Source organism: Niallia sp. Man26 (genome assembly GCF_022049065.2).
GTDB lineage: Bacteria > Bacillota > Bacilli > Bacillales > Cytobacillaceae > Niallia.
On record NZ_CP095743.1, the window covers coordinates 3593842 to 3620297 of the forward strand.

Here is a 26456-nt window from a genome sequence, read left to right on the forward strand (position 1 = left end):
ATTCTCCCCTCCTAGTATAAGCGTACCATTTTTTACACTTAAATTAAAAGAATATTACAACAGCACCACTTAATTTTCTTACAAATATCAGCACATCGCCTTTTTCTTGCCATATTTCATATTTCATTATAATTTATCCTGTCATTTTCTTGAAATATATTTTCCTTAATAAAGGAAAAATGTTAGATTAGAAAAAAACATAGAAATGCAGGTGGAAAAATGAAGGCGGTCATATTATTTGATGGTGTCTGCAATCTTTGCAACAGTGCCGTTCAATTTATCATTAAAAGAGACCCTGCCGCTTATTTTACCTTTGCACCTTTGCAGGAGGAAAAAGGCAAGGAGCTTCTCACTCCCTTCAAAAAGGACCTCACGATAAATAGTGTCATACTTATTGAAAATGGTAGGCTTTATGAAAAATCAGCTGCTGCTCTTCAAATCTGTCTCCATTTACAGGGAGCTTGGAAGCTTGCCTATATCTTTAAAATTATTCCCTCATTCATACGGGACCCAATCTATGACTATGTCGCTAAAAATCGCTATAAATGGTTCGGTAAAAAAGATCATTGCATGCTCCCGACAAAGGATACAAAGCGGCGGTTTCTATAAGCTAATGCAAAAAGGCCCCTGTTCATCAGGGACCTTCTTATATATGCATGCTTTATTACAGAAACTGCTCAATCCAGCCAGCTCTTTTCGTATTTACGTAATAGACGTTGACCGGTCTGCCGATGCTGCCATATGTCAGCCTTACCTTGATAATATCTTGCTCGTTAAGGAAGTTCAGGTATTTTCTTACTGACACCCTTGATATCTGTGTTTCATCTGCGATAATGTCTGTTGTGAATTCCTGTTCAAGCTGTGCTTCTATCGCATCCCAGACAATTTTGAGCGTTTCCTTCGTCAAGCCTTTCGGCAGCTCTGCTTTTGCAGCCTTTTGGTCTCGGTTAAGGATCTGTTCATCAAGGAAGCTCTGGCTGACTTTCGTCTGCTCCTTCATAAATTCTTTCTTTTGAGCGTAGTTCATTAATGACTCTTTAAAGCGTTCAAATTTAAAAGGCTTAATTATATAGTCAACAGCTCCTAATCGGAGGGCTGCCTGAATATGCTCCATGTCAGATGCGGCTGTGATTAAAATCACATCCATATTTTCATTTAGCTCTCTTATATAAGAAAGGAAATCCAGTCCGCTTTTTCCGGGCATAAACACATCCAGCAGCACTAAATCAATACTTTCTCTCTTAATTATCTCTATCGCTTCGTCCACTTGGCTGGCAACGCCGCCGATTTTAAAGCCATTCAGCTCTTGTAGAAATTGCTTATTAAATTCGGCTACCATTGGATCGTCTTCTACAATCAATACAGAAATCAACTTCCGTTTTCCTCCTTCATATAGGGAATACTTGCTTTAAATGTCGTCCCTTTATTAAGGACGCTTTTCACTTCAATCGTTCCACACACCTTGCGCAAGCTTTCACCGACTAAATAAAGACCAAAACCTCGATTTTCTCCCTTTGAGGAAACCCCTTTTTCAAAGATATGAGCCTCTTCTTCCTTAGTCATGCCTTTCCCTGTATCCTTCACTATCATATCTATCATTCCGTTGGTCATTTTAAGCTTTAGTTCAATTTCTTTATCCGAACTAGTCTCCACTGCATCTAAAGCATTATCCAACAAATTCCCTAATATTGTGATGATTTCAAAGGAAGCAGCTGCAGTCAATTCAGGAATAACGGTTAGAACGGATATTTTCAAGCTTGCGCCCTTTTCTCTTGCATAGCTGAGCTTACCAAGCAGAAGGCCCGCTATGACTGGATCCTTTATGTTACTAGTAATGGCAGAAATATCTCCGCTTTGCTGATCGACAATGTCATCAAGATATTCCTTCAGCCTGTCGTAATTTTTCATATGAAGCATGCCGATAATAACTTGCATGCGGTTCATAAATTCATGGGATTGTGCCCGCAATGCTTCTGCATAGGTTTTCACACCAGAAAGCTGATCGGACAGTTTTTTTATTTCTGTTTTGTCTCTGAAGGTGAACAACGCACCCACAATTTTATTATCGACCTTAACCGGCACCCTGTTTACAAGGATGGTCGTGCCATTGATAATCTGTTCTTCATCAAGCTGCGCTTCACCTGTTTCTAATACAAGGTCGAGTTCCTTTGAAGGAATATAACTGCTGATTGGCAGGCCGATTGGATTCGTATTTAATCCTAGTTTATGTAAATAATCGATAGCAGACTGATTGACGAGGGTGATATTTCTTGCCATATCAACTGCTATAATGCCCTCTCTGACAGAATTAATGACTGCACTTCTTTCCTGCAGCAGTTTAGCAATAGCAGCCGGCTCCATGTTAAACATCACTCTTTTAATATATTTTGCCAGCAGATAGGCGCCAACTATTCCTGCCAGCAATCCGAGCAGGGACCCGTATACAATAATCCACTTCCCTTCAGCCAGCACTTCATTGACTTTAGCAAGAGAAATTCCGACTGCTACAACTCCGATTTGTTTGCCTTCCTCTGAATATACAGGAGTAAATGCCCGCATCGACTTTCCTAGTGTACCTTTTGAAACACTAGTCTGTTCATTCCCTGACAAAGCCTTCACCTCATCTCCACCCTTGAACTTCTTTCCTATCTTTTGGACATCAGGGTGAGTGAGGCGAATTCCGTTCATATCAAGAATAACAACAAACTCCACGCCATTATCTAGCTGAATTTCCTTCGTATATGCCTGAATATGATTCTTTGCTTCTTCGTCTCCTTCAAGAGCATTTTGAACAATTTCTGTTTTCGCTACAATTCTAGATATAGTTAAAGCCTTTTCCTCCAGGCTGTTTATTGTATGATTATTAATCAAATTGCTGATCAGGATATCTGTCATTAATAAGGAGAAAATAACCACTGCACTGATAAGTGTCATAATGGTAGCAAACAGGCTCCATCTTTTTTTCATTACTTTTTGCTCCCAACAGGTTTTTTTCCTATTATAGCAGAATGAGGCAGCATGCAATAATGAATGGAACCAGCACCTTTGAAGAGTAAATGGGGGGAGAATTAATTCACATAAAAAAAGACCGCTCTCATAAAGAAAACGGCAGAAAATTGGAGATAAAAGGACTACTCGTAAAACAGATAAATGGGGTTTAATAGAAACCGATAAGGTTCTATTAAGTATGCTCAATTAAGATTTTATCTTGCTCTCCTTTTAAAGAAGGCGTAGGTGGGCACTTCTTTAAATAGCAAAATATTCTTAATATATTGCGGTAAAATCTATTAAATCATATTATATAAATAGATGTATTCGTGATTATGACTGATAACGAGTGATATAGCTCTTTTTTTAGGCTTTTTTACATGCATGCGCACAAAAATATAACTTTAGGAATATTTTTAGGGAGTGATCAATTGGATTTTTCAGCTGTTGGAGAGAAAATAAAGGAATTGCGAAAACAGGTAGGACTTTCACAAAAAGAACTTTCCCACAATATTTGCACACAAGCGCAAATTAGTAAAATTGAGAAGGGAGAGGTCCTGCCGCTTTCATCCACATTGTACTTAATCTCACAAAGGTTAGGAATAGACGTGAACTATTTCTTTGATATCGGCACAACTCCAAGACTCGATTACGTTATCGAAACAAGCAGACAATTAAAAGCTGCCCGACGAAATACAGACTATGAAACAATCAAGCAAATCGTTGAAGCGGAAGAGAAAAACCCACTGTTTACACGCAATAAGAGGCATTATCAAATCCTTCTATGGCATAAGGCCATATATGTCTATGAGGTAGATAAGGATTTCCCTAAAGCTCTAGAGTTGATTGAAGATGCCATCGCCTTAACATTTGAAAAGATTTTCACCGAAAAAGAGATTGAGATCTTTATCAGCAAAGGAATATTTCACTATGAAGAAGGATTACTAGAGGAATCCTTGCAGATTTATTACAAGGCCTTATCCTATTTGCAAAAAATACCTCATTTGCAGGATGAGACAATTAAAAGCCGATTGTACTTCAACATCGCCAAAGCACTTACAGACTTGAATGAATACGAGTCTTCCATTTCCTATTGTAAAGAAGGTATCGATTGGGCTATTCAAAAGGACAACCTATACTTACTTGCCCATTTTCACTATCATATCGGCTATAATTATGAGCAACAGGAGAATTTCAAGCTTGCCAGCAATTATATGAAAGAAGCACTTGTTATTTTCCACTTAGTAAAGGATAGCCGATATACAGATTATATTCAAGAGAAGATAGACAGATGGCAAGAGGAGCATAATGACAGGCTGACCGATTAGGAAATCCCTATTTGGCGCCTGTCTTTTTTATTTTAGACACTTTTCCTCCTATTCCCCGTAATATGTTTAACAGACCCTAAATTAACCATGATTAATTTCCTATTTTTGCTTCTTCAACCCTATTTTTCTATGAAAACGGGTACTATAGACCGATACGTTATGATAAGATAGTTTTAGATAATTATATTTTTTTGGGAGTGAGTGTAAAAAAATGAAGAAAAAAGTCACAGTCTTTGCTACTGCCGCTATTCTTTCGACTGCTTTTTCTGTCCATGCGTCAGCTAGTACTTATGTAGTTAAGAAAGGCGATACTCTAAGCAAGATTGCGAACAAGTATAATACTACTGTCAAGCAATTGAAATCTGATAATAAATTATCCTCTGATCTTATTTATGTGAATCAGAAGCTGAATGTGGCAGGCACAGGTTCATCTTCAAGCAGCACAACAACTGCAAACAAACAGACAACAACTTCAAGCACAAAAACTTATAAGATCGTTTCCGGAGATTCATTGATTAAGATTGCAAACAAGTTCTCGATTACGTTAGGCGAATTGAAGCAATGGAATAACATCAGTTCTACCATTATATATCCTGGTGATGTGCTTGTTGTATCAAGACCATCTTCTTCTGGGTCTTCCAGCAGCAACAATTCATCAAGTTCTGGCTCATCATTAAACAACTCATCAACTGTGAGTACAGGTACATACACCATCAAAAGCGGAGATACATTAGGAAAAATAGCATCATCTTATAATCTTTCCGTTGCGAAACTAAAGCAGTTGAATAATTTAACATCTGATCTTATTTTCCCTGGCCAAAAGCTGAAGGTTACCGGTTCAACAGGAAATGTAACGGAAACAAACAGCTCTGCTGATAAAGAGGAAGCAAGCAAGCCAGAATTCATTTCTGACAACAGCTCTTCTAATAAAAGCATTGTTTCGGTAGCAAACAGTTTAATTGGTATTCCATATGCTTGGGGAGGATCTACAACAGCTGGTTTTGATTGCAGCGGACTAATTTACTACTTGTTTAACAAAACTGGTGATTCCATTAGCCGTCTTTCTGCACAAGGTTATTATGACCGCAGCTTCTATGTTGATGTCCCTGCTGTCGGTGATTTAGTCTTCTTTGAGGATACATACAAAGAAGGAATCTCTCACGTCGGCGTCTATATCGGCAATAATCAGTTCGTTCACGCAGATTCTGACGGTGTCAGAAAGACAAGCTTAGATAACGCTTATTACAAGAAGCATTTTAACAGTATTAAACGTTTATACTAATGAAAGTAAAGACCAGCCTATAAAAGGCTGGTCTTGTTTGTTTTTATGCAATTGTTATTTCTCCTGCCTCTTCCCTACCATCTCCTGCAAAAAAACGCTATAATTATTAAATGGACTTTTTTTAGAAACGAACGCCAAGTTCTTGATTATCATATTATGAATCAGCTTCTCATGATTGTTTGGTTTCGCTGATTTCTGGAGGGATTTACTATGCTGCATGAACAATATTTAGAGCATTTAAACCAATGTGCTAAGAACTTTCAAGAAGCTCTCGATTCTAGTGATCCCCTTACGCAGAAAGTTGTCGAAAAAGGGCTGCTTCTATATCGGCAAAATTATGTCTCACAAGTGAAGATTGATCACGAAACAGTGACTGGGGTTATACAAGATGTAAATTCTGCAAAGGCTGTGCTTCATATTGATGATATCTCTATGAGCAGTTGCACTTGCTTTGCTGAAGGATACTGCAGGCATCAGCTTGCCTTGTTTTTCTCTGTGCTCGGAGCTGCAGGCAAAGTATCAGCTTGGCTTTCAGAGTGGAGACAGCCGCCTCAAAAAGCTGCTGTTGATTTAAGCAGCCTTCCGCTTATGCGTGCAAGCGATCTGTTGAAAAAACCGGGAAACAAAGAACCGGATTATGAAGAATGGGTCGACTTCTTCACTGAAACCTTTCAGTCTGTTATTGGAGAAAGCAGCAGGAAGCCTAGTGCTATATCTGAAATGTACTATATATATATGCGCAAATTAAAAAATTCCTCTCCTCAGCAAAATGAGTGGAAGTATTTATACCTTTTAGTTGGGCATGTAATCACCTTTAAGCTGTTTCTTTCCATGAGCAAAGAAAATAATCACGCGGATGGAGTAATCAACCGTTATTACCGCCATATATTTCAGGATTTGCTCCAAGGAGTGCAGGAGTATTTAAACAGGCTGTCCAATTTCACCTTTCCCTTCGCCTTTGATCTTTTTTTGGAAAAGCTAAAAGATGACAGCGGGGAAATATTGCATCTCCATAAGACGATTGAATTTGAGAGTATTCAAATATATCGAATCCTTTGGACCAACTTGTTCACGAAAAAACAATGGAGACTTGATGAGCTGAAAAAGCTCACAAGCATAGAATCTCCAGTTTTCACAGAGAAGGTTGCTGCTACCCATTTGCAAGTCCTTCTAAGAGAAGACGAAAAGGCAGTTCACAGCATTCAGGAACTGCAGGTAGAGATCATGCCATATATGCTCTATTGGTTAGACATTCTCAACAGTAAACGAGATTGGAACAGACTAGAATTGTATTTAACGCCTTTTATCCAATCCTTAAAAGCTTATATCCAACAGGAGAATGACTTTGAATTCTGCCATGAATTCACAAGTATGAGCATCAGGGCAGCTACTCCGTTTTGTCATGCTAAAAACAGGATGGATATTTTAGAACGGCTGTTTAATCAAACTTTGCCATACAGCTACAGGAAATACGAAGACTTCTTGTATGAACAGAAGCAGTTTGATAAATGGATTGATTTATATACCTATATGGGACTCGGAATCGATATGCTGACAAAAGAGCAAATTAAGACACTGCAGGAATACGATCAAGCATTGCTCTTATCGCTGTATCACCGCTCTGTCCAGGAACATATTGATCAAAAAAGCAGAGACCATTACCGCATTGCTGTCCGCCAAATGAAAAAGCTGCGGACTATCTATAAAAAATTAAAAAAACAGCAGCAATTTGAGCTGTTCTTAAAGATGACGCTTGATCGGACGAAACGTTTAAGAGCCTTTCATGAAGAATGCAGAAAGGGTAAATTGATACATGCTGAAGAATAATTATTTAAAAATTAATGTTCATTATTATCAAGATAAAGGCTTTTTCTTAACTGGAGAGGCTGATCACGACTACTTATATCCAAGCTATTGGAAGAATCTTCTCTTCCAGCATCATGAAGAAAGCTTTTATGGTACATTTTTGAACGCTGAAACTGTCGCTGGCACGGAAGGAATTGCTCTCACTCCATGGCAACTGGTCACCCTGTTTGCCAATGAACGGTTCAACCGGTTTATGGAATGGGATTGGAATGACACTGCGCAGGTTTGCTTGTCAGCAGCGCCAAGCTTGTATGAGTCTATCCAAAATAAAGAGTGGATTCCAGACTTCCGCAATTGGGAAAAGGATACCTTCCAATGGGCGTTGCCTAAGCGTGTCACAGAAGAGTTCAATGACTATTTCTGGGAAGAAACATTGGACGAAGAACTGGAAGGAACAAGCAATTTATCCTTTATCAAAAAATGGTTCCATGACTCATTGGATGAGTACTTAAATGAGCATGAAGAAAGCAAACGGGTCTTTGGAGAGAAAATCCATGCGTTGCGGAATGCAAATATTTCCTCTGCCAGTCTGGCTGCCTATTTCACAGAGGAAACTTGGCAAGAATGGATGGGACTCAAAAGTACTCCATACCCTTTCACATTAGGAATAAAACTTGTGGAGCCTGCTGATTTAACGGAAACATGGAATATCGACATATTCTTGAAAGCAAAAAGCAATCCTGATAATGTCATTGATTTAGAAGAACAGGGCATCCCAACAAAGTGGCTTGAATACGAAGGTTATATTGAAGAAGAGCAGGCCAGATGGATTTCCCTGTTCCCATGGCTCGCCGGCAAAAAAGGGCTGACAAATCAGCTGACAGAAGAAGAAGCATGGCTTTTTCTTACAGATGCGAGTGAAACATTGCTTGCCCTTGGAGTTGACATTCTGCTGCCATCATGGTGGCAAGCGATGAAAAGTGCCAGCATGAAAGTGAAGGCTAAGGTTGCGACTACTAGCCACCGCCCATCTTTTGTCGGCCTGCAGGCAATGCTTGATTATAATTGGCGCTTTTCCATGAATGGTGTGACTTTGTCTGAAGATGAATTTAAGCAAATGGTAGAGGAAAAACGGAGGCTTGTCTTTATAAGAGGACGCTGGATTAAGCTCGATCCATCCTTTATTAAGCAAATTCAGGATCTCATGAAAAAAGCAGAGCAGGAAGGCTTGCATGTGAGGGATTTAATTGAACAGGAGCTAAATCAGCAGGATGACTTATCTGCTGATGAACTGGATAATCCTAAAGCTTTTGCGAAAATCCAGATTGAGCTTAACAGGCAATGGAGAACGATGATTCACCAGTTGAAGGAGGTTAAAAATCTGCCCCTTGAGCAAGTGCCAAGCAAGTTTCTCGGAGATTTGAGAAACTATCAGGTTCTCGGCATGAGCTGGCTATTGTTCTTACGCAAGTATGGATTTGGCGCGGTTCTCGCAGATGATATGGGACTCGGCAAAACAGTTCAGCTTATTTCCTACTTGCTGAAAGTGAAGGAGACGGACAGGGAGGATCATGCTCCAGCATTGATTATTTGTCCTACATCTGTGTTAGGGAACTGGCAAAAGGAAATAGAACGGTTCGCACCGTCACTCAAAACCTATTTGCATTATGGATCAAACCGTTTGAAGGATGAGGAATTCCTTGAAGAGCTGCAGAATTATGATGTTGTTCTAACTTCATATGGTCTATCTCATATTGATTTTGATCAGTTTGAAAAGGTGACATGGAGCTCCATCTCGATTGATGAGGCACAGAACATAAAGAATGCGCAGACGAAGCAATCTCGTGCTGTCCGTAAATTAAAAGGCCGACATTATATCGCCCTTTCCGGCACACCAATGGAAAACAGACTCAATGAATTATGGTCGATATTTGATTTCACGAATCATGGGTATCTTGGCAGTATCGGGCAATTCCAAAAGCGGTTTGTCATTCCAATTGAAAAGGATAATAAAAAGGAAAGAATTGAACGGCTTCAGTCACTCATTCGTCCATTCCTGTTGCGGAGAACGAAAAAGGATGAAGAGGTTGCCCTTAACTTGCCTGATAAGCTTGAGCAGAAGGAATATTGCGGCTTAACCCCTGAACAGGCAGCCCTTTATGAACAGCTTGTTACGGATACATTTGTGCGGATAGAGCAGCTGACCGGCTTTGAAAGAAAAGGACTCGTATTACAGATGCTAAGCAGGCTGAAGCAGCTTTGCAACCATCCTGCCTTGTATTTGAAGGAAGAAAATCCTGCTCAATTAATCGACCGCTCCACCAAAATGGAGAAACTTGCCGAACTTGTTGATGCTATTCTAGAGCAAGGAGAAAGCTGCCTGATTTTCACTCAATATATTGAGATGGGTCATATGATTCAAGAAATGATCAAAAAGAAATACAAGGTAGACGTACCTTTCTTGAATGGCAGTGTGCCGAAAAACACAAGGGATACACTGATACAGCAATTCCAAAATAATGAGTTCCCTGTGTTCCTCCTGTCTTTAAAGGCTGGAGGAACGGGACTAAACCTGACTGCAGCAAACCATGTAATTCATTATGACCGCTGGTGGAATCCGGCTGTAGAGAATCAGGCTACAGACCGTGCATACAGAATAGGACAAACAAAATTTGTTCATGTTCATAAGATGATCTGCACAGGAACATTGGAAGAAAAAATAGATGCTATGCTTGAGAAAAAACAATCGTTGAATGACCAAATCATCCAAAATGAAAATTGGCTGACAGAGCTTTCAACAGATGACCTGAAGGATCTTGTATCCCTCTCTTAATCACTAAAACCCGGAGCCTCGCTAGCTCCGGGTTTTATCATTTTCCAAAGTAAAAACCTAAAGACCAATTTGATTGGCCTTTAGGTTTTTCTAACTATTCTTTATCAGCAGGAACAACTGTTTTACTTGATTGCTTCTCCGTTTTTCCGAGCTTGTAGAAATAGATTGTCTTGGATGTTTTATTACCTCCAAGATCTATTGCTTCAAAAGTGAATTCGTTTAGGCCTGGTTCAAGCATAAGCTCCACCTTCTTAAGCTTTTTCTCTATACTTCTCATTGCATACGGCTCTTTAAATTTCTGTGCAAACAGCTGGCTGCCGTTAAGGGTAAGCTTCAGCTCATCAAAATTATCACGTGCTGTAACGTCAACTGTTACACTTTTCTTGTTTGCTTTTACGATACGGTTTATTGGCAAACCACTTAATTGCAGAGATGCCTTCTCATTATCAACCATAATCGTTCTTTTGAAGACTGCCGTATTATCTGCAGCGTCTACCGCCTTTACTTCAAAAGCGTGGACACCGCTCTTGAAAGGCAAGCTTTGGCTGAATTCATATTCTCCTGTTTCTTGATTAAGCGTTGTTGGAATCGTCTTCCCAGCAATGATTAGTTCCTTAATTGCTGATTCATCTTTAATCGTGCCTGTGAAAGGCACCTCTAACGTATTAAAAATACCAAGCGCTTCTGGATCATTTAAAGAAACAACTGGGATGGTTGTATCCTTTTTAGTATCTGTTGCTGTAAGCTTTGTTTCTGCTGCATTTCCAGCATAATCATAAGCAACAACTGTCAGACTTTCACCAGCATTTAACGCTTTGGACAATGTATAACTTTCACTGTCAGCACTTAATGGTTTTTCTAAAAGGGACTTTCCATCTTTCAAAATATCTACATATGCGATACCAGACCCGTTCTTATCATCTGAAGCAGCTACTGCAAGCACTTTATTATTTTCTGTCAGCTCTGCTTTAACAGATGGAGATTTCGTGTCGACCTTCACTGGGATATCAACAATTTGCGGTTTAGCACCAGGATAATCAATCGTAGCGCTGATACGATAGTAGTATTGACCATCCACTAGCTTATTGTTCACTTTTCCATCCCATGCCCAATCGCTGTCGAGCTTGTAGGATGTTCCGTTGCCGCTGTCATAATAATCCTTTGTCACTTCTTCCTCTGTAAGAAGGGTACGCACTGTTTTCCCGTTTTTGTCTACAATAGAGAACTCGGCGGTTTTTGCATTGCGCAGGAATGAAAGCACTGGAATGATATCTTCCTGAATACCATCTCCATTAGGTGAAAATGCAATGCCTTCCTTCGTATATTTATCGTTTACAGGATCATAACCTAAGTAGGAGAAATCTTCTCCATCTGTAGTTACTGCTCCACTCATGCCATAGAAAGACTCTGTATCATATTTCATTCCGTCAAGAATAGGAGCCTTGTTCCAATCCCCTTTAAAGCCTACATAAGGGACATTCAAGTCTGCATTCATGTCTGTCGGGTCTGTGAATGTTACAAAGCCTTCAGCAAAATAGCCGTTTTCAAACACTTGATCAATCGCGACAGGTGTTTCAAAGTCTCCAGTTAAGGATGGTTCAACTACCTTTGCTTTGCTCAAATCGACAGTAACTTTAATTTTTTTGCTTTTGTTTGCCCCGATTTTCACTGTTTTCTCTTTTTTGCCGTCAATCAAGATGCTCGCATCAAGAATTTCCTGTGCTTCAAGAACATCTGCACTATAGCCTAGCTCTCCATATGCTGCAAAATCCGTTTGTAGATTCGCAGTAATGTCATATGAAACTGCTTTATCGCTAAAGTTTTCCGCCTTTAAGGTAAAGCTGAATGTATTGCCTACCTCTTTTAAGGATACCTTTGCCTCATCCGTTTTATTTTCCGTTACGATGACTGGCGATTGCAGGGCAGAATGAAGCTGCATTAAGCCTGCTCCCTGTCTCCGCGGTGAATAAGGAATATCCCATTCAAATGCGCTGTTTACTGTACCGATATCCGTTACAGGCTCAGAGGTATTCATCAGCAAATTCTTGGCAATGCGGACACGATCAAAGCCTGTTGCCCCAAATTCACTGTCCACTCTTTCCAATATTAAGGCAGATCCGCCTGATACATGCGGTGCTGCCATGGAAGTACCACTCATCACCCCATATTGATTGTTTTCTAATGTAGAATAAATCTGACCACCAGGTGCGGTGATTTCTGGTTTGAAATCAAGATTTGGTGTTAATCCCCATGAAGTAAAGGCACTCATTTTGCCGGCTTCAGGATTAGCTGCTGTCACTTGGCTGCCATCAAAATTAATAGACACTGTTTCATTCTGCTCCAAGACAGCTGCTAATTTATCTCCATCTGTTTTCTGAAGGAACAGTTGCGGAATTTTAATAGCTGGGTCACTTGCCATACTGACAAATCCATCTGTATTGTTGTAGATGATTACTCCAGCAGCACCAGCATTCTGGGCATTTATTGCCTTATCCACAAATCCTATTTCTCCCCTTTGAATAAGCGCGTACTTCCCTTTAACATCACTGTTAAAGTTTTCTGGCTTTCCAAGCCCTGCATAAGAAAGCTCGAAGTCCTTCTGCTCTAAATCATTGGGATGGACACTGCCAGCTGATAAGAAGGCTGCTTGTCCATTTTCTTCACCAATTGTATAATTCAAGCCATCCAATTTCATAAAATTATTTTCAACAGAAGCTACTTGGACACTGTCATAGGCCAAGCCTGGTGAACCAGACACGCCGATGTCCGGATTAGAGCTTTGCGGGTTTGCAAAGCCGCTGCCTAAATGTGCAGAGTTTCCTGCTGAAATGGACATAAGAATGCCGTTATTAACAGCCTTGCTGATTGCCTGCTGTTCTGGAGAATCCTCTGCTACGAACCCAGCTGTGGATCCTAAGCTCATGTTAATGACATCTGCACCAAGGATGATTGCATCATCGATTGCTTTAATATAGATATCACCCCATGTGGACTGCATATTAGGGTCATTTCCGAAAACTTTAAGTGCAAGCACTTGAGCCTCTGGAGCAATTCCCTTAATCCCGCCATTTTCTTCATCACCATTCGCACCGACAGTTCCAGCTACATGCATACCATGCATGCTTGCCCCTTCGGCAACATCTTGGATAATATTGTTTTCATCCATATAATTGTAGCCATACGGAACCTTTTCTGTGTAGTAATTGCCTAGTAGGCCAGTATCCGTTTTAGCTTTGTCTACCTCAGATTTCGTTAGTTCCCCTTCTGTCCCTTCAGACAAAATCATATCTCGATGATTTTGATCGATTCCAGTATCAATGACACCGACAACCATTCCTTCTCCTTTATAACCATAATCCCGCCAAGCTTCTTGGGCTTGAACAAGCTCTTTGCTGTATACCATATCTGTTTCTTCGTCTGGTCTTTCATATGAATTTACGATATGTACTTTTGCCACTTCCGGAAGCTCTTCCACGGTTTTAATGTCACCATATTTCATTTCACCACTAAACCCGTTGAAGATTGTTGTAAAGCTTTCCTTTTCTGTAAATTTGACTTTTTCCTGCTTTACCTTCGCCTTGACTTCCTTCTGTTCTGCAAGTTTATCTTCTTTCAGCTTCTTCTTCGTTGCTTTAGGCAGCTCCTTTACTTGCTTGTCCTGTTTCTGAGCATAATCGACAGTCGGCTCTGTTGCCATCTCGACTACGACCCGGACAGTATCTGTGTCTTTATATTTCTCCTTTACATCACTGCCGCTGATTTTTTTTACTGTAAGCTGGTTGTCCTTCCCCTTAGTACTTTCCACCTTATTTGGTATGCCAGCAGCTAAGACGCTATTGGAAAATAACATAAACAGCATAATGACAAAGATTAAAATCTTCCCTTTTTGCATATCAAGGCTCCCCTCCTGATAATTCTTTATTTTCTGAATATATCGATACCCTATAAAATTATCATAGTTAGTTTCTACTATTAAGGTGCTAAAGTCCTTTTGCATAGGAATTTATACTAGGATAATAGTTGGTTTCCATCGCATATTCCCCCGCCATTCGACACATATTTGCGAAAGGCACGATAGTATGACAAGTTTCTATCCTTTCCTCCACCACTTTAGCAGTATAAATCCTAAAAAATTTCTTAATATAGTAATAACAATAATAATTCAGCAGCAAAATCAAAATTGTCAAAACAGTCAATATATGCATGCATTGGAGCATGAACCAATCTGCGTTATAATAAAAGGAACTAAGATACTTTCGGGGGAGGCATTCTAGTGAAGACATTCAAACTTATCTCCATTCAGCTGCTGCAAGGGGGGAACGCAACAGCAATACCTATTTTAGACGGATTAATTATCAATAAAGAGGATGACCATCATAATTGGCTGATCGAATTATATATGGCTCACACAGATTACTCTTTTTTTGAAAACGCGCTAAATGATGGACAAAAGCTACTAGTACATGCTGTCATTTCTAAAAAGGAAAATGACCCCGCACCGTTTGAAGTCATTGTCCATTCTGTCAGTAAATTTACGGACACAATCAGTGTGCTGCTGCAAGGGAGCTTGATGAGGAATCGCAAGGATTATGCAGAGATGCTGCTTGATCATCTCCTTGAAAGCGGCTATGAAGGCCGTGTGCTGTCTGAAAGGTTTAAAGAACTGATGCACAGCAAACAGCAGCTCTTTGTAGAAAAAAATACAGACTAAAAAAGCAGTCTACATTTGTAGACTGCCTTTTTAAAATCAGCTATCTTTGTCATCCTTGTCATTGCGATCTTTACGGTCTTCAATCATGTCTTCGCCAGGATCATTATCATCTTCAGCGGCATCAAGATCGTTGTCAGTGTTACGGTCATTATTGTCATTGTTGTCATCGATAAAGCCATCATCACCGTTGTCTATATTGTTGTCATTGTCGCCATTTCTGTTGTTCAGACCATCATCATTGTTAAGACGATTATTGTCTGTCCCGTTATTCATGTCACCGTCTGGAATGATGTTATTGTCTGGAATGATATTATTGTCTGTAGTATCTGTGTCTTCTACAGTCGTATCATCTTCCGGAGCCGGACTTTGATCATCATTATTACCGCAGCCAGTAAGAAGCATTGCAGACAATGCAGAAACACCTAATAGCGTCATCCATTTATTCAAGTGAAAAACCCCTTTTCCTTTAAGATTTTTAAAGACCTTTTATATGGTCAATAATTATCTTGTCCAAGAAAAAGGACATTTTACATGTCATTTGACTTTCCCATAAATATATAACAATAGGCATTAAACACCAGATGCTTCTGCCGAGCAAAAGCTCTATTCTTCTTTTTTATCTCCTAATGCAAACATGATTTCTGCTTCACACGCTATTTCACCGTCTACAGTAGCAACACATTTTCCTTTGCCAAAGTTTCCGCGCACTCTTGTCATTTCTACTTCGAGACGAAGCTGATCGCCAGGGTATACCTGTTTTTTGAAGCGGCAGCTGTCAACACCTGCAAAGAAAGCAAGTCTTCCTTTATTTTCTTCTTTAATCAGCATCGCCACAGCTCCAACTTGAGCCAATGCTTCAACGATAAGCACACCTGGCATTACTGGGAATTCTGGAAAGTGACCATTAAAGTACTCTTCATTTGCTGAAACATTCTTGATTCCGACTGCACGCTTTCCTTCCTCGACCTCTAAGATGCGGTCGACCAGCAAGAATGGGTAACGATGGGGAATGATTTCTTTAATTTGATTTATATCTAACATTTTTATGACCTCCTACTAATATGTGGTTATGTATAATTGTACTAAATAACCTTATAAAAAAGGAAGGGAAATTATCCCTTCCTTAAAAAAATAATTATATATCCTTATTCTTTCTCAACAAGATCTATTATATGTGTCCATGTCGACTTTTTGAAAGTATCTCCAGCTTTACCGTCACCGATAACACTATAGCCAATTACAGCACCGGCTGTGATGCTTACAGCTGTCAATACAATAATTAAGATTAACCGTAGCCAAATCGGGAACATCCGAACTCTGCCAAACCTTGAAGAAGACTTCTCTTGCGAGTTATTATCTTGTCTTTCTTCCCTTATCTGCTCCCTTGTCTTCATGACTTCTTGACTGCTTGTATTAACTGACATTATTTTATCTCCCTTTTAGCGTATCTCATTTACTAATCCCATCATCTGATCAGCAATAGTGATAGCTCTTGACTGAAACTGATAGGAGCGCTGTGTCGACATTAAGTTAACCATTTCCTTGCTCATATCAACATTGGATTGTTCCAGAACATTCTGCTGGACGGAAACTTCTCCGCGTAGTGCTCCGTCCAAATCTGTCAGAACTTGATCTCTCGTCATGTTAAGCTCATCTAGATTGGCAGGCAAACCATACAGATTATCTCCCTTTTTCTCAAGGAATTGAGGATAATTAACAGCTGTCACACCTAGATTAACGTTCTGAGTCTGTCCATTGTTCAGAGTTGCAGATAGAGTACCTGTTTCTGATAAAGTATATTGACTTACGTTTTTATCGAGCATTATCGGATTATTATTTTCATCAAGAACTGCATACCCCTGCTTTGTCACAAGCATGTTTTCCGTATTTGATACCGGAGACAAATAAAAAGCACCGTCTCTTGTGTATTGAACTTCAGTGTTTTGCCCATTTTGGACAAGCACACGGTAAAGCTGGCCCTCTGACGTAAATGCCGTATCCAACGGACGGTTCGTCGTTTTTAAAGTGCCTTGTGTCATAACTGTCTGGGTCTGGGCAACCATTGCACCGTTTCCTTGTCTAATGCCATTAGGAGTCTGACGGTTAACCTCCTGCGCAAGATCCTTTTGGTTATTAACCTGTTGGACAAGCAAATCAGTGAATGTAGCATTATTCTTTTTGTAACCAGTCGTATCAACATTAGCCATATTATTACTGATTGTATCCATTTGTTTTTGCAACTGTGTCAATGTATTTGTAGCGATAAGCATCGTTCTGTTCATCTTATATTCTCCCCCTTAACCTGGGTTGCTTCCCCAAACGTGGTCTGCCTTAAACTTTACCTATTTCGTTTGCGGCTTTATCCATGCTTTTGTCATATGCTTGAAGAATCTTCTGGTTTGCTTCAAATGAACGATATGCAGACAGCATATCTGTCATCGTCCTGGATGTATCTACGTTAGAACTCTCCAGGAAGTTCTGTTTAAGCTGGAATGTTACACCGTTTGCTGTATAAGCATTTTCAAGTGCCTGTCCATCCTCAGCCCGGTAAAGGCCATCGCCTTCTTTTACTAAAGATTTAGGATTTGCTGTATAGCTCACCCCAAGGCGGTATGCTTGCCCTTCACTTGTTGTAAGCACACCTTCATTAGACACGGAAAAGTTATCGTCAGGCAGCTGAATTCGCTCATTGTTTTCATCCATTACATATAAGCCGCTTCCTGTTGTCAAATAACCTTGGCCGTCCAGTGTGAAGTTTCCGTTCCTAGAATATCTTGTCTCACCGTTTGCATTTTGAATATTAAAGAATATGGAGCCTGCCGTATTATTGTCATCCCCAGGAACATTTATATTCACTAGGGCGATGTCTGTTTTCAAGTCAGTTTGAGTAATATCACCTTGTGTGAATGTTGGGATGGCTTCTTGCATATAAACACCAGTCCCTAAAGAGCCAATTGTTGATTTTGTTGTTTTTCCGCTGGGAGTATAGGTATCTACCGTTTGCTGAAGCAGCTCCGGGAATGTGCGGACAGCAGATTGATCGGCTTTATATCCAGGTGTATTGCTGTTTGCCATATTGTTTGTCAGCATTTCAGTTCTTCTTTGCTGTGCTAACATACCTGATGCAGCTGTATAAAATCCTTTAAACATATCATTTTCTCCAATCTTTGAGAAGTTAAGGTCATATTACAGTTAGTTATATTATAAAATAAGTTAGGTTCATTTCTGTAGTCATTTGTTGAAAAAAGTCATATTTTGTATTGTATTTACTTCATCCCTTATTATATCGGATGTTATTTACAAATATCTAATGGTATTTAATGCAAAACAGAAATTTATTTTATATTTTAAACAAAAAAAACGGCTTACCCTTTCGGGCAGCCGATTTTTCATTTATTTAGCAATGGAAAAGCCTGATTAGCCAAGCTTTCTTTTTGGTAAACGGTCAATATTGTCAAGCATGATGCCTGTACCAATTGCGACACAATCCATTGGATTTTCTGCAACCAAGACTGGAACTTTTAATTCATCAGCAAGCAGCATGTCAATTCCATGAAGAAGCGCGCCGCCTCCTGTCAAAATAACTCCTCTGTCAATGATATCTGCAGAAAGCTCAGGCGGAGTTCTTTCCAGAACACTCTTAGCAGCTTGTACAATCACTGTTACAGACTCTCTTAGCGCCTGTTCAATTTCCTCTGAATGAACCGTAATCGTTCTAGGAAGACCTGAAACCATATCACGGCCGCGAATTTCCATCTCTTCTTTACGCGCGCCAGGGAAAACAGTTCCAATGTTAATTTTGATGTTTTCTGCCGTTCTTTCTCCAATCAAGAGCTTATATTCTCTCTTAATATATTGAAGAATTTCACTGTCAAACTTGTCCCCTGCCATTTTGATGCTTGAAGAAGTAACAATATCACCCATTGAAAGAACAGCTACGTCAGTTGTTCCCCCGCCGATATCCACAACCATGTTGCCGCTCGGCTGGAAGATGTCCATACCCGCTCCAATTGCAGCAACTTTCGGCTCTTCCTCCAGGTAGATTTTTTTGCCGCCGCTCTTTTCTGCTGCCTCTTTAATAGCTTTTTGCTCTACACTTGTAATGTTTGTAGGACAGCAGATAAGGATGCGTGGCTTTGATAAAAATCCTTTTACATTCAATTTATTGATAAAATGCTTAAGCATTGCTTCTGTGACATCAAAATCAGCAATAACTCCGTCTTTCAGCGGACGAATAGCGACAATATTTCCAGGTGTACGTCCAACCATACGGCGCGCTTCTTCTCCAACTGCAAGCACTCTGCCTGTGTTTTTATCGAGAGCGACTACCGAAGGCTCATTTAAGACGATCCCTTTCCCTTTTACATGAATCAACACATTTGCTGTTCCTAAATCAATACCGATATCTCTAGCGAACATTTTTTACACTTCCTCCTTATGGCTATTATTCAGTTTTTTCCATTTGTTCTCTTTATAAACAGACCTTTACATGAAAAGTTAATATTTCTCCTATTATTTAAACGCAAAAAAGCAAAACTAGTTTCATTAAATTATGTAACGCATTTTAATAAGCAGATCATTTTAACAATTCAAGCAATACTATGACAGACAGAAGAACAGTTGTTCGATATAAAATACAACTGCTGACTCTCTTATATTCGTTTTCTGATAAGTGTATGTCTAACACTTCACATGTCTTGCAACCCTTGCCATAACACGTATCATATTAGTCCTACTCTAATTTTCTATTCTATCATACCGCTGACGAAAGAAGTAACTTTTTGTCAAAAATATGCGCATTTTTTCTTATTTTTATTTGTAAAATTTTCATATTTGTTCGCTTAAACGATTATTTATCTATTTTTTTCCAATCTCTTATACAACTGTTAGTAAAACAGGAGTGTGTTGGATATGTATTTTGACATATAAAAAAGACTTAGTATTTCCTAAGTCCTATTTCTGTCTGTTTTTTTCTCTACCGATGGAGGATGTCCTCCATCGATAGATAAGCATAAATGAAATTCTTGTGTTTTTTTCTTTCCATGTTGTTATTGTACTGTTTCCCCTTCCAATTCTTCCTTCTTGTACTTCATTTTTGTCGCTTCCCCACCGCGAAGATGTCTAATCGATTTATGATAATCAAGAATTTCCTTTACTTCGTTTGCCAAATCCGGGTTTATTTCAGGAAGCCTTTCTGTTAAATCCTTATGGACTGTACTTTTGGATACGCCAAACTCCTTCGCTATAACGCGAACTGTTTTCCTCGTCTCCACGATATACTTTCCAATCTTGATAGTTCTCTCTTTGATGTAATCGTGCACACCACTCGCCCTCCCTAAATTGGATGTGAGAAGTGTGAAATGAGACTCGCTTTTCGCTTCATCGAAATTCTTCATCCCGCACGTTTCCTTTCATGAATATTCCTTTTTACATGCGGCAGAAAGCTTTTGCTTTCTGATCTTATCGTGATTAAACATGTCCTCGACTACATATCCATTTATCTATAAACGATCCCTCACTCCAAACTTCATCTTTGTAAGGTTTGTAACAGTTTATTAGCTTGGGTCAAAGTTTATGCAGAAAATTATGAATAGGGACAAGGTTTCCTTTGATTTTTTTAAAAGTGGGTAGCGCTTAAGAAATAATTAAGGATTGTTTCGTACAATCCTTATTAATAAATATTGATAGATACGGGGGATGTATATGGCACCGAAAAAAACAAAGTGGATTATAGGTTTATCCAGCGTTGCAGCTTTTACAGGTTTTATAGGGTTTTTAAATGGAACAACTTCAACTGGGAACAGTCAGCAAACTGCTTATAATCAATCAGGGGGCACCAGCGAGCTGCCAAGCAGCCAAAATCCTTTCGCACAGGAAGACGGAAGCCAAATCCCTTCAAATGGGAGCAATGGAAGTTATACAACCCCTGACGACGGTTCAGGCAGCAGTGATTCATCAGGAAGTTCCTATTCATCTGGAAGCAGCGACTCTTGGGCTGGTGATTATCAAGAGGACAGTTCTTCTGATACGTCAAGTGACAGCAGCGGAGGTACTACAACAGACCCAAACAGCGGGTCCAATAATTTCAGCGGCGGGTCCTTTCAAGCACCTCCAACTAACGGGAGCACAACTGAAAGTGGAGACCTTCGCAGCCATTCATCTTAAGGAGATAAGTATATGCAGCAAACAGAATTCCCATGTATGAACACCACTATTCGCACATTTGATTTACCAGAGGAATCATCCAAAAAAACATTACATCTGTTTAAAAAGGCAGAAAAGACGCTGTCACGGTTTGACAAGGCTAGTGAATTATCACAATTAAATAGGACCATCCACATCCCTTTTGTATGCAGCTCTATCCTGTTTGAAGCTATTAGGATTGCGGACTTCTACTTTACAGTCACAAAAGGGATTTATAATCCTTATCTAGGCAGGACGCTTTGTGCTCTCGGTTATGACCGGAGCTTTGAACTGATGGAGGCATGTCCGAAGACAGCTGAACAGCCTACCTCATCTAGACTGATTTCCCGCCCGCTCACAATCGATACAGGCATGAGGAGCGTAACCCTTGAACAAGATATTCAAATAGATTTAGGGGGCATAGCTAAAGGCTGGACAGCACAATGCATCGCTGAGCTTTTACAGGATGACGGAATAAAGACTGGCGCTATTTCTGCAGGCGGGGATATTTGTGTTTGGGGATTAGAGCAAAGAAAGCGTGTGGTCAAAATAGATCATCCAAGCAGACCAGACGAAACGATTGCCTCCATTGAATTACAAAGAGATGCAGGTATTGCAACAAGTTCTACAGTAAAAAGGCATTGGATAACTGTTAATGGACAGCACTGTCACCATATAGTAGATCCGCGAACCTGCCTGCCGAGCACCTCCAACCTTATTCAGGCAACTGTGATTGCCCCAACATTAACAGAGGCAGAAGCTCTTGCTAAATGCATGCTTATCCTTGGCTGGGAGGAAGGCTTAAAGCAATTTAAAGGAAATAATTTAGCTTTTATCGGGCTGACAAGCGATGACCAATGCCTGCAAGCTGGCAATATAAACTTTTATGCAAAAGAAGGAGTGAAACAGTATGAATGAATGGTTATCCACCTTTGGCGACCTATTCAGCATTTGGAATGTAACAAGGGCAGCAGCCATCACATCTTATTTATTGCTGTTTATCTCCATGCTGACTGGGCTAACTTTTAAACTTCCAATATTTCCGAAGAAAATGCAAAAAATAATTCTAAATACTCATGAGGCTGCCGGCTGGTTCGGGCTGCTTTTTGGAATGGTTCATGGTCTTGTCCTAGTATTCGATACAGAATATACCTCTTACACCATCTTTAATATCCTGATTCCTTTTACTGTCGAACATAATGTCATCTCCCTATCATTAGGCATATTTGCCTTTTATGGATTCTTGTTATTAGTTTTATCAACAGACTTCTTAAAAAAGATTGGGAAGAAGATGTGGAGAGCCATCCATTTTCTCGCATTCCCAACATTCTATGCAGCTCTTCTTCACGGATTGCTGCTGGGCACAGACAGCCAGACAACATGGATGCTTATACTCTATATATTCACAGGCGCAACCGTGTTTATTTTAACTATCCTGCGAATTGTCCAAGCAATGCAGCTAAAAAAGAAGCCTATAATGGACAAAAAAGCATGATTTACAGGTATGGATTATTTCCCGAGAAATTTGTCATTGAAATAGGTTTATTCATGAAAAAAGAGTCCCATTCTGTCGAAGAATGGGACTCTTTCGTTTTGCATTATGCGTTTGGATCAGCTGAAGTGCTTTCGTCTGCTGCATCATCACTTGAAGAATCTGTTGATTCATCTGTTGCGTCAGCATCTGTATTTTTCGAGTCTGTTGACTCTTCTGTTACTTCTTTATTTGATTGATTTTCTGTTGCATCCTCTGAAACAGACTCTTCTTTGTTCGATTCATCTGTTACTTCATTTTCTTCAGAAGTGCTGCTTGCTTCAGAAGTATCAGCATTTTCTAATGAAGCCAATGATTTATTGAAGTAATCAATTGGATTTACTGCTACATTATCTTTACGAATTTCAAAGTGAACATGTATGCCGCCATCTTTGTTATATAAGCTTTGTCCAGAAGTAGCAAGAGGTTGACCTTTTTTCACTTCATCGCCCTCTTTTACTTGGATATCCTTTACAGACTGATAGAAAGTTTTGATACCATCAGCATGTTCGATTTCGATTGAATTACCAAGTACAGAATCTTCTGATACTTTTGTAACTGTTCCGCTTAATGAAGCAAGTACTTCGAATTCACTGTTATCTTCCATTTTCAAATCTACACCAGTATTAGGCTGGTACATATTATCATAGAAAACTAGTGAGTTTATTTGCTCTTCCTTGCTTTGGCTATTGTCATAAAAACCTTTTTGAGTAATTACTGCATCTGGATCATTTACTGGCCATGCAAAGTTCTCAACATCATTTGTAACTGGTACAGAAGGCTCATCACCATTAAGCTGCGTATTTGGATTTTTTGACGCATCATAATTGAACTTGTCTGTATCGCTTGCACTGTTTTGATACCAAAGGACACCTGTTAGAATAATAGCTGCACTCGCGATATAAACAGCTGGAAATGCCCAACGCTTTTTAAAGAAACTCTTTACTTTTGATTTTGGAGAAGTACGTTTGTTTTCTTCCTCTCTCATTTTATCATCACCTCAGCAATCATTCTGAACAGATAATGATAAATATATACATGCAAGAAAAAATTTTTTAAAAACTTATTTTTCGACAAACTGGTTTTATTTATGCATGAAAATAAAAACTTTTTTCTAAAGGGATGAAAAGTAAAAAAAGCCCCCTTGCTGCCAAGGAAGCTTCCTGCTATTTCTTTATTATTTATTTGCCATATAAGCTGTCAGAAGTTTCTCAGAATCGGTTACAGCTACACCTTTATAGTAATACTTGACGATATCCTCATATGTCTTGCCTTCAGCCGCCATTCCGTTTGCACCATACTGGCTCATCCCGACACCATGACCATATCCCTTCGTCGTCACAACGATATTCTGGCCTTCTCTGGTCATAGTGAAGTCTGTTGACTTTAAACCAAGCTTATCGCGAATGTCTGTCCCTGCAAGCTCTTTTCCGCTTATATTCGCTTTTGCAATTCGCTTGCCTTTCGTATACTCTACATTTGTCATAATGCTTGTACTGCTTCCTACAGAGACGCCAAGTTTGCTTTCGAACTCTTGAATACTGAGCTCTTCTTTGCCGTTAAACTTTGGGGAGTTCTTATCCCACGGGCTTTCAACACTCGTTAAATAAGCAAGAGAGTTAGCCCAGACATCATCAGCGTTTTCTGTATATCCATTACTTGTGGAGAAAAATAGAGCATCGATTGGCTCTCCGTCATATGTCAGAATCTGTCCTGCTGTTGCTTGAACGGCATCCTCAATCTTTTTCATCTTCCAATCATAATCACCGGTTTTCCAGGTTGATTTTAATTCTGCTTTATTCTTATATACTTGATAAGTAATAGAATCACCGACTATTGCTCCATCAGGCAATCCTGAATCCGTTTGGGAGATCATCCTGCGGACGATATAGGTTCTTGCTGCTAATGCTTGCGCTTTTAGTGCTTCAGGTTCAAAGCTTGCATTCATCTCCAGTGCCACAACACCGGCAACATATTCTTCTAAATCAACTTTCTCTATCTTTTTTTGCTCTTCCCGATAGATGGAAACTTCCACAGATGGACCTGTGTTTTCTGCTGGCGTAACTTGTGCTGGCGTATCATTTTTGTCATTCCCTCGTTCTGAAATAAAGGGAAGCACCAAAACAGCTGGAAGCAATAAAGTGATGCTGAACAGAATGGCTCCTAGTGCGATAAAGGGTTTGAATTTGATCATATATAAGCCTCCATAAGAACGATGTAGATATTGCTTCGAGAAGACGATTAATGTCTTACAAAACATTCTTATGGGCTTGGACAAGCATTTATGACTTTATTCATCAGGAAAAAACCATGAAAATAATCGGTCTAGGCGTTCTATTTTTTCTAACTTTGCATAGTATGGGAGTAATCTCTCGTTATCTCTTCATTTCCTCATTAACCTCTTCCAAGCTTAACTGCACAAAAAAAAAACAGCTATATCCATCTCATAAGGGAAATGAATAATAGCTGCTTATGTTTTATTACGCATTCATATCTGCGACATAAGTTGCAGTCAATGTAACTTGCTCTTCTTCTGTCACTCGTTCAATGTCAGCACCTAATCCCGCCAGCTTCTCATGGAAGTTAACATATCCGCGATCCAAGTGCTTCAGTTCAGTAACTCTTGTAATACCTTCAGCCACAAGTCCTGACAATATTAATGCTGCTGCAGCACGTAAATCTGTTGCTGCTACTTCAGCACCTTGCAGGTTTGTTGGTCCATTCATAATAACAGAACGACCTTCAATCTTCACATCGCCATTCATGCGTCTGAACTCTTCAACATGCATAAAACGGTTTTCAAAAACAGTTTCTGTTATCATGCTAGTTCCTTTAGCGCGAAGCAACAATGCCATCATTTGTGACTGCATATCTGTTGGGAATCCAGGATGAGGCATTGTCTTAATATCAACAGCTTTTAAGTTTTCTGCACTAATAACACGAAGTCCGTCTTCTTCCTCTTTGAAGACTACACCCATTTCTTCCATTTTTGCGATTAAAGATGAAAGATGTTCTGGCACTGCACCTTGTACAAGGACATTTCCGCCTGTGATAGCAGCGGCAACTAAAAACGTTCCAGCTTCAATTCTATCCGGAATAATTGTATGTTCTGCACCGTACAGCTTTTCTACACCTTCAATTCGAAGTGTGCCAGTTCCTGCACCTCTTACTTTTGCACCCATTGCATTTAGGAAATTAGCTAAATCAACAATTTCAGGTTCTTTAGCAACATTTTCGATGATTGTTGTACCTTTAGCCAGTGTCGCAGCCATCATAATGTTTTCTGTTGCCCCTACACTTGGGAAATCTAAATAAATTTTCGCTCCATGCAGACGATCTTCAACAGACGCCTCAATAAAACCATTTCCTACCTGTACTTTTGCACCCATTGCTTCAAAGCCTTTAAGATGCTGATCAATCGGTCTAGAGCCAATTGCGCAGCCTCCTGGCAACGCTACTCTTGCATGGCCATTTCTAGCCAATAATGAACCCATTACCAAAACAGAAGCTCTCATTTTGCGCACATATTCAAATGGCGCTTCCACACTCAACTCTTTTGATGCATCTACTGTTACTTCGTTGTTGGCAAAAGTTACGTCAGCATTAAGAAAACGCAATACCTCGTTTATTGTAAATACATCTGAAAGAGTTGGAACTGACTTAATTATGCTTTTTCCATCACTTGCTAATAATGTAGCGGCGATTACAGGCAAAACGGCATTCTTTGCGCCTTCTACTTTAACCGTTCCATTTAACCTTTTTCCGCCGCGGACGATGATTTTATCCAAAGTGTA

General features: G+C 39.7%; 22 protein-coding genes. 9 read left to right on the plus strand and 13 right to left on the minus strand.

Annotation, left to right across the window (positions count from 1 at the left end; translation table 11 throughout):
• Nucleotides 1-219 precede the first annotated feature (219 nt).
• Nucleotides 220-609 (plus strand): thiol-disulfide oxidoreductase DCC family protein, encoded by a 390-nt coding sequence (locus L8T27_RS18035; RefSeq protein WP_233315891.1) that lies wholly within the window; start codon nucleotides 220-222, stop codon nucleotides 607-609.
• Between the two features lie 55 nt (nucleotides 610-664).
• Here L8T27_RS18035 and L8T27_RS18040 read toward each other — a convergent pair whose 3' ends face one another.
• Nucleotides 665-1372, minus strand: a complete 708-nt coding sequence (locus L8T27_RS18040) for a response regulator (RefSeq protein WP_233315892.1) — start codon at nucleotides 1370-1372, stop codon at nucleotides 665-667.
• The gene (gene dcuS / locus L8T27_RS18045) at nucleotides 1369-2967 is read right to left on the minus strand and encodes a DcuS/MalK family sensor histidine kinase (RefSeq protein WP_237942052.1); all 1599 of its coding nucleotides are present in this window, start codon (nucleotides 2965-2967) and stop codon (nucleotides 1369-1371) included. Before dcuS ends, L8T27_RS18040 begins: the two co-directional genes overlap by 4 nt.
• A 452-nt stretch (nucleotides 2968-3419) precedes the next feature.
• Here dcuS and L8T27_RS18050 point away from each other — a divergent pair, with 452 nt between their 5' ends.
• The 4 genes from L8T27_RS18050 to L8T27_RS18065 all read left to right on the plus strand — a co-directional run bounded on the left by L8T27_RS18050 (nucleotide 3420) and on the right by L8T27_RS18065 (nucleotide 10237).
• Nucleotides 3420-4316 carry a helix-turn-helix domain-containing protein gene (locus tag L8T27_RS18050; RefSeq protein ID WP_233315894.1) on the plus strand — a complete coding sequence of 299 codons (897 nt, stop codon included), beginning with the start codon at nucleotides 3420-3422 and terminating at the stop codon, nucleotides 4314-4316.
• Nucleotides 4317-4527: 211 nt separating this feature from the next.
• Nucleotides 4528-5598, plus strand: coding sequence for a C40 family peptidase (locus L8T27_RS18055; protein WP_233315895.1), 1071 nt, complete (start codon nucleotides 4528-4530; stop codon nucleotides 5596-5598).
• A 210-nt stretch (nucleotides 5599-5808) separates the two neighbouring features.
• Nucleotides 5809-7425 (plus strand): SWIM zinc finger family protein, encoded by a 1617-nt coding sequence (locus L8T27_RS18060; protein ID WP_237942053.1) that lies wholly within the window; start codon nucleotides 5809-5811, stop codon nucleotides 7423-7425.
• Nucleotides 7412-10237 carry a DEAD/DEAH box helicase gene (locus L8T27_RS18065; protein WP_237942054.1) on the plus strand — a complete coding sequence of 942 codons (2826 nt, stop codon included), beginning with the start codon at nucleotides 7412-7414 and terminating at the stop codon, nucleotides 10235-10237. Before L8T27_RS18060 ends, L8T27_RS18065 begins: the two co-directional genes overlap by 14 nt.
• A gap of 94 nt (nucleotides 10238-10331) precedes the next feature.
• Here L8T27_RS18065 and L8T27_RS18070 read toward each other — a convergent pair whose 3' ends face one another.
• Nucleotides 10332-14129, minus strand: a complete 3798-nt coding sequence (locus L8T27_RS18070; protein ID WP_237942055.1) for a S8 family serine peptidase — start codon at nucleotides 14127-14129, stop codon at nucleotides 10332-10334.
• A 381-nt stretch (nucleotides 14130-14510) separates the two neighbouring features.
• Here L8T27_RS18070 and L8T27_RS18075 point away from each other — a divergent pair, with 381 nt between their 5' ends.
• A complete protein-coding gene (locus L8T27_RS18075) occupies nucleotides 14511-14948 on the plus strand; it encodes a YwpF-like family protein (RefSeq protein ID WP_233315899.1) in 438 nt (145 codons plus the stop codon).
• A 36-nt stretch (nucleotides 14949-14984) separates the two neighbouring features.
• On the opposite strand, the gene L8T27_RS18080 is transcribed toward L8T27_RS18075, so the two are convergent.
• From L8T27_RS18080 to spoIIID, 7 genes are all read right to left on the minus strand, one after another.
• The gene (locus L8T27_RS18080) at nucleotides 14985-15383 is read right to left on the minus strand and encodes a hypothetical protein (protein ID WP_233315900.1); all 399 of its coding nucleotides are present in this window, start codon (nucleotides 15381-15383) and stop codon (nucleotides 14985-14987) included.
• Nucleotides 15384-15551: 168 nt separating this feature from the next.
• Nucleotides 15552-15989, minus strand: a complete 438-nt coding sequence (gene fabZ, locus L8T27_RS18085) for a 3-hydroxyacyl-ACP dehydratase FabZ (RefSeq protein ID WP_233315901.1) — start codon at nucleotides 15987-15989, stop codon at nucleotides 15552-15554.
• Between the two features lie 104 nt (nucleotides 15990-16093).
• Nucleotides 16094-16372, minus strand: coding sequence for a DNA-directed RNA polymerase subunit beta (locus tag L8T27_RS18090; protein WP_233315902.1), 279 nt, complete (start codon nucleotides 16370-16372; stop codon nucleotides 16094-16096).
• 15 nt (nucleotides 16373-16387) lie between these two features.
• On the minus strand, nucleotides 16388-17230 hold the full coding sequence (locus L8T27_RS18095; protein WP_233315903.1) for a flagellar hook-basal body protein: 843 nt from the start codon (nucleotides 17228-17230) through the stop codon (nucleotides 16388-16390).
• Nucleotides 17231-17279: 49 nt separating this feature from the next.
• On the minus strand, nucleotides 17280-18098 hold the full coding sequence (locus L8T27_RS18100) for a flagellar hook-basal body protein (protein ID WP_233315904.1): 819 nt from the start codon (nucleotides 18096-18098) through the stop codon (nucleotides 17280-17282).
• Between the two features lie 267 nt (nucleotides 18099-18365).
• The gene (mreB, locus tag L8T27_RS18105; RefSeq protein WP_233315905.1) at nucleotides 18366-19367 is read right to left on the minus strand and encodes a rod shape-determining protein; all 1002 of its coding nucleotides are present in this window, start codon (nucleotides 19365-19367) and stop codon (nucleotides 18366-18368) included.
• A gap of 629 nt (nucleotides 19368-19996) precedes the next feature.
• Complete coding sequence (spoIIID, locus tag L8T27_RS18110; protein ID WP_016204804.1) at nucleotides 19997-20269, minus strand: sporulation transcriptional regulator SpoIIID; 273 nt, start codon at nucleotides 20267-20269, stop codon at nucleotides 19997-19999.
• Nucleotides 20270-20651: 382 nt separating this feature from the next.
• Between spoIIID and L8T27_RS18115 the strand changes: the two genes are divergently transcribed.
• The 3 genes from L8T27_RS18115 to L8T27_RS18125 are packed head-to-tail and all read left to right on the plus strand — an operon-like array spanning nucleotide 20652 to nucleotide 22626.
• Nucleotides 20652-21113 (plus strand): hypothetical protein, encoded by a 462-nt coding sequence (locus L8T27_RS18115; RefSeq protein ID WP_233315906.1) that lies wholly within the window; start codon nucleotides 20652-20654, stop codon nucleotides 21111-21113.
• Between the two features lie 12 nt (nucleotides 21114-21125).
• Entirely contained in the window at nucleotides 21126-22049 is a 924-nt protein-coding gene (locus L8T27_RS18120; protein WP_237942056.1) for an FAD:protein FMN transferase, read from the plus strand.
• Nucleotides 22042-22626: a ferric reductase-like transmembrane domain-containing protein gene (locus tag L8T27_RS18125; protein WP_233315908.1), complete on the plus strand. Its 585-nt coding sequence runs from the start codon at nucleotides 22042-22044 to the stop codon at nucleotides 22624-22626. Before L8T27_RS18120 ends, L8T27_RS18125 begins: the two co-directional genes overlap by 8 nt.
• 103 nt (nucleotides 22627-22729) lie before the next feature.
• On the opposite strand, the gene spoIIQ is transcribed toward L8T27_RS18125, so the two are convergent.
• From spoIIQ to murA, 3 genes are all read right to left on the minus strand, one after another.
• A complete protein-coding gene (gene spoIIQ / locus L8T27_RS18130) occupies nucleotides 22730-23650 on the minus strand; it encodes a stage II sporulation protein SpoIIQ (protein ID WP_233315909.1) in 921 nt (306 codons plus the stop codon).
• A gap of 189 nt (nucleotides 23651-23839) precedes the next feature.
• Complete coding sequence (spoIID, locus tag L8T27_RS18135; RefSeq protein ID WP_237942057.1) at nucleotides 23840-24856, minus strand: stage II sporulation protein D; 1017 nt, start codon at nucleotides 24854-24856, stop codon at nucleotides 23840-23842.
• Between the two features lie 286 nt (nucleotides 24857-25142).
• A complete protein-coding gene (gene murA, locus L8T27_RS18140) occupies nucleotides 25143-26450 on the minus strand; it encodes a UDP-N-acetylglucosamine 1-carboxyvinyltransferase (protein WP_233315911.1) in 1308 nt (435 codons plus the stop codon).
• Nucleotides 26451-26456: the final 6 nt, after the last annotated feature.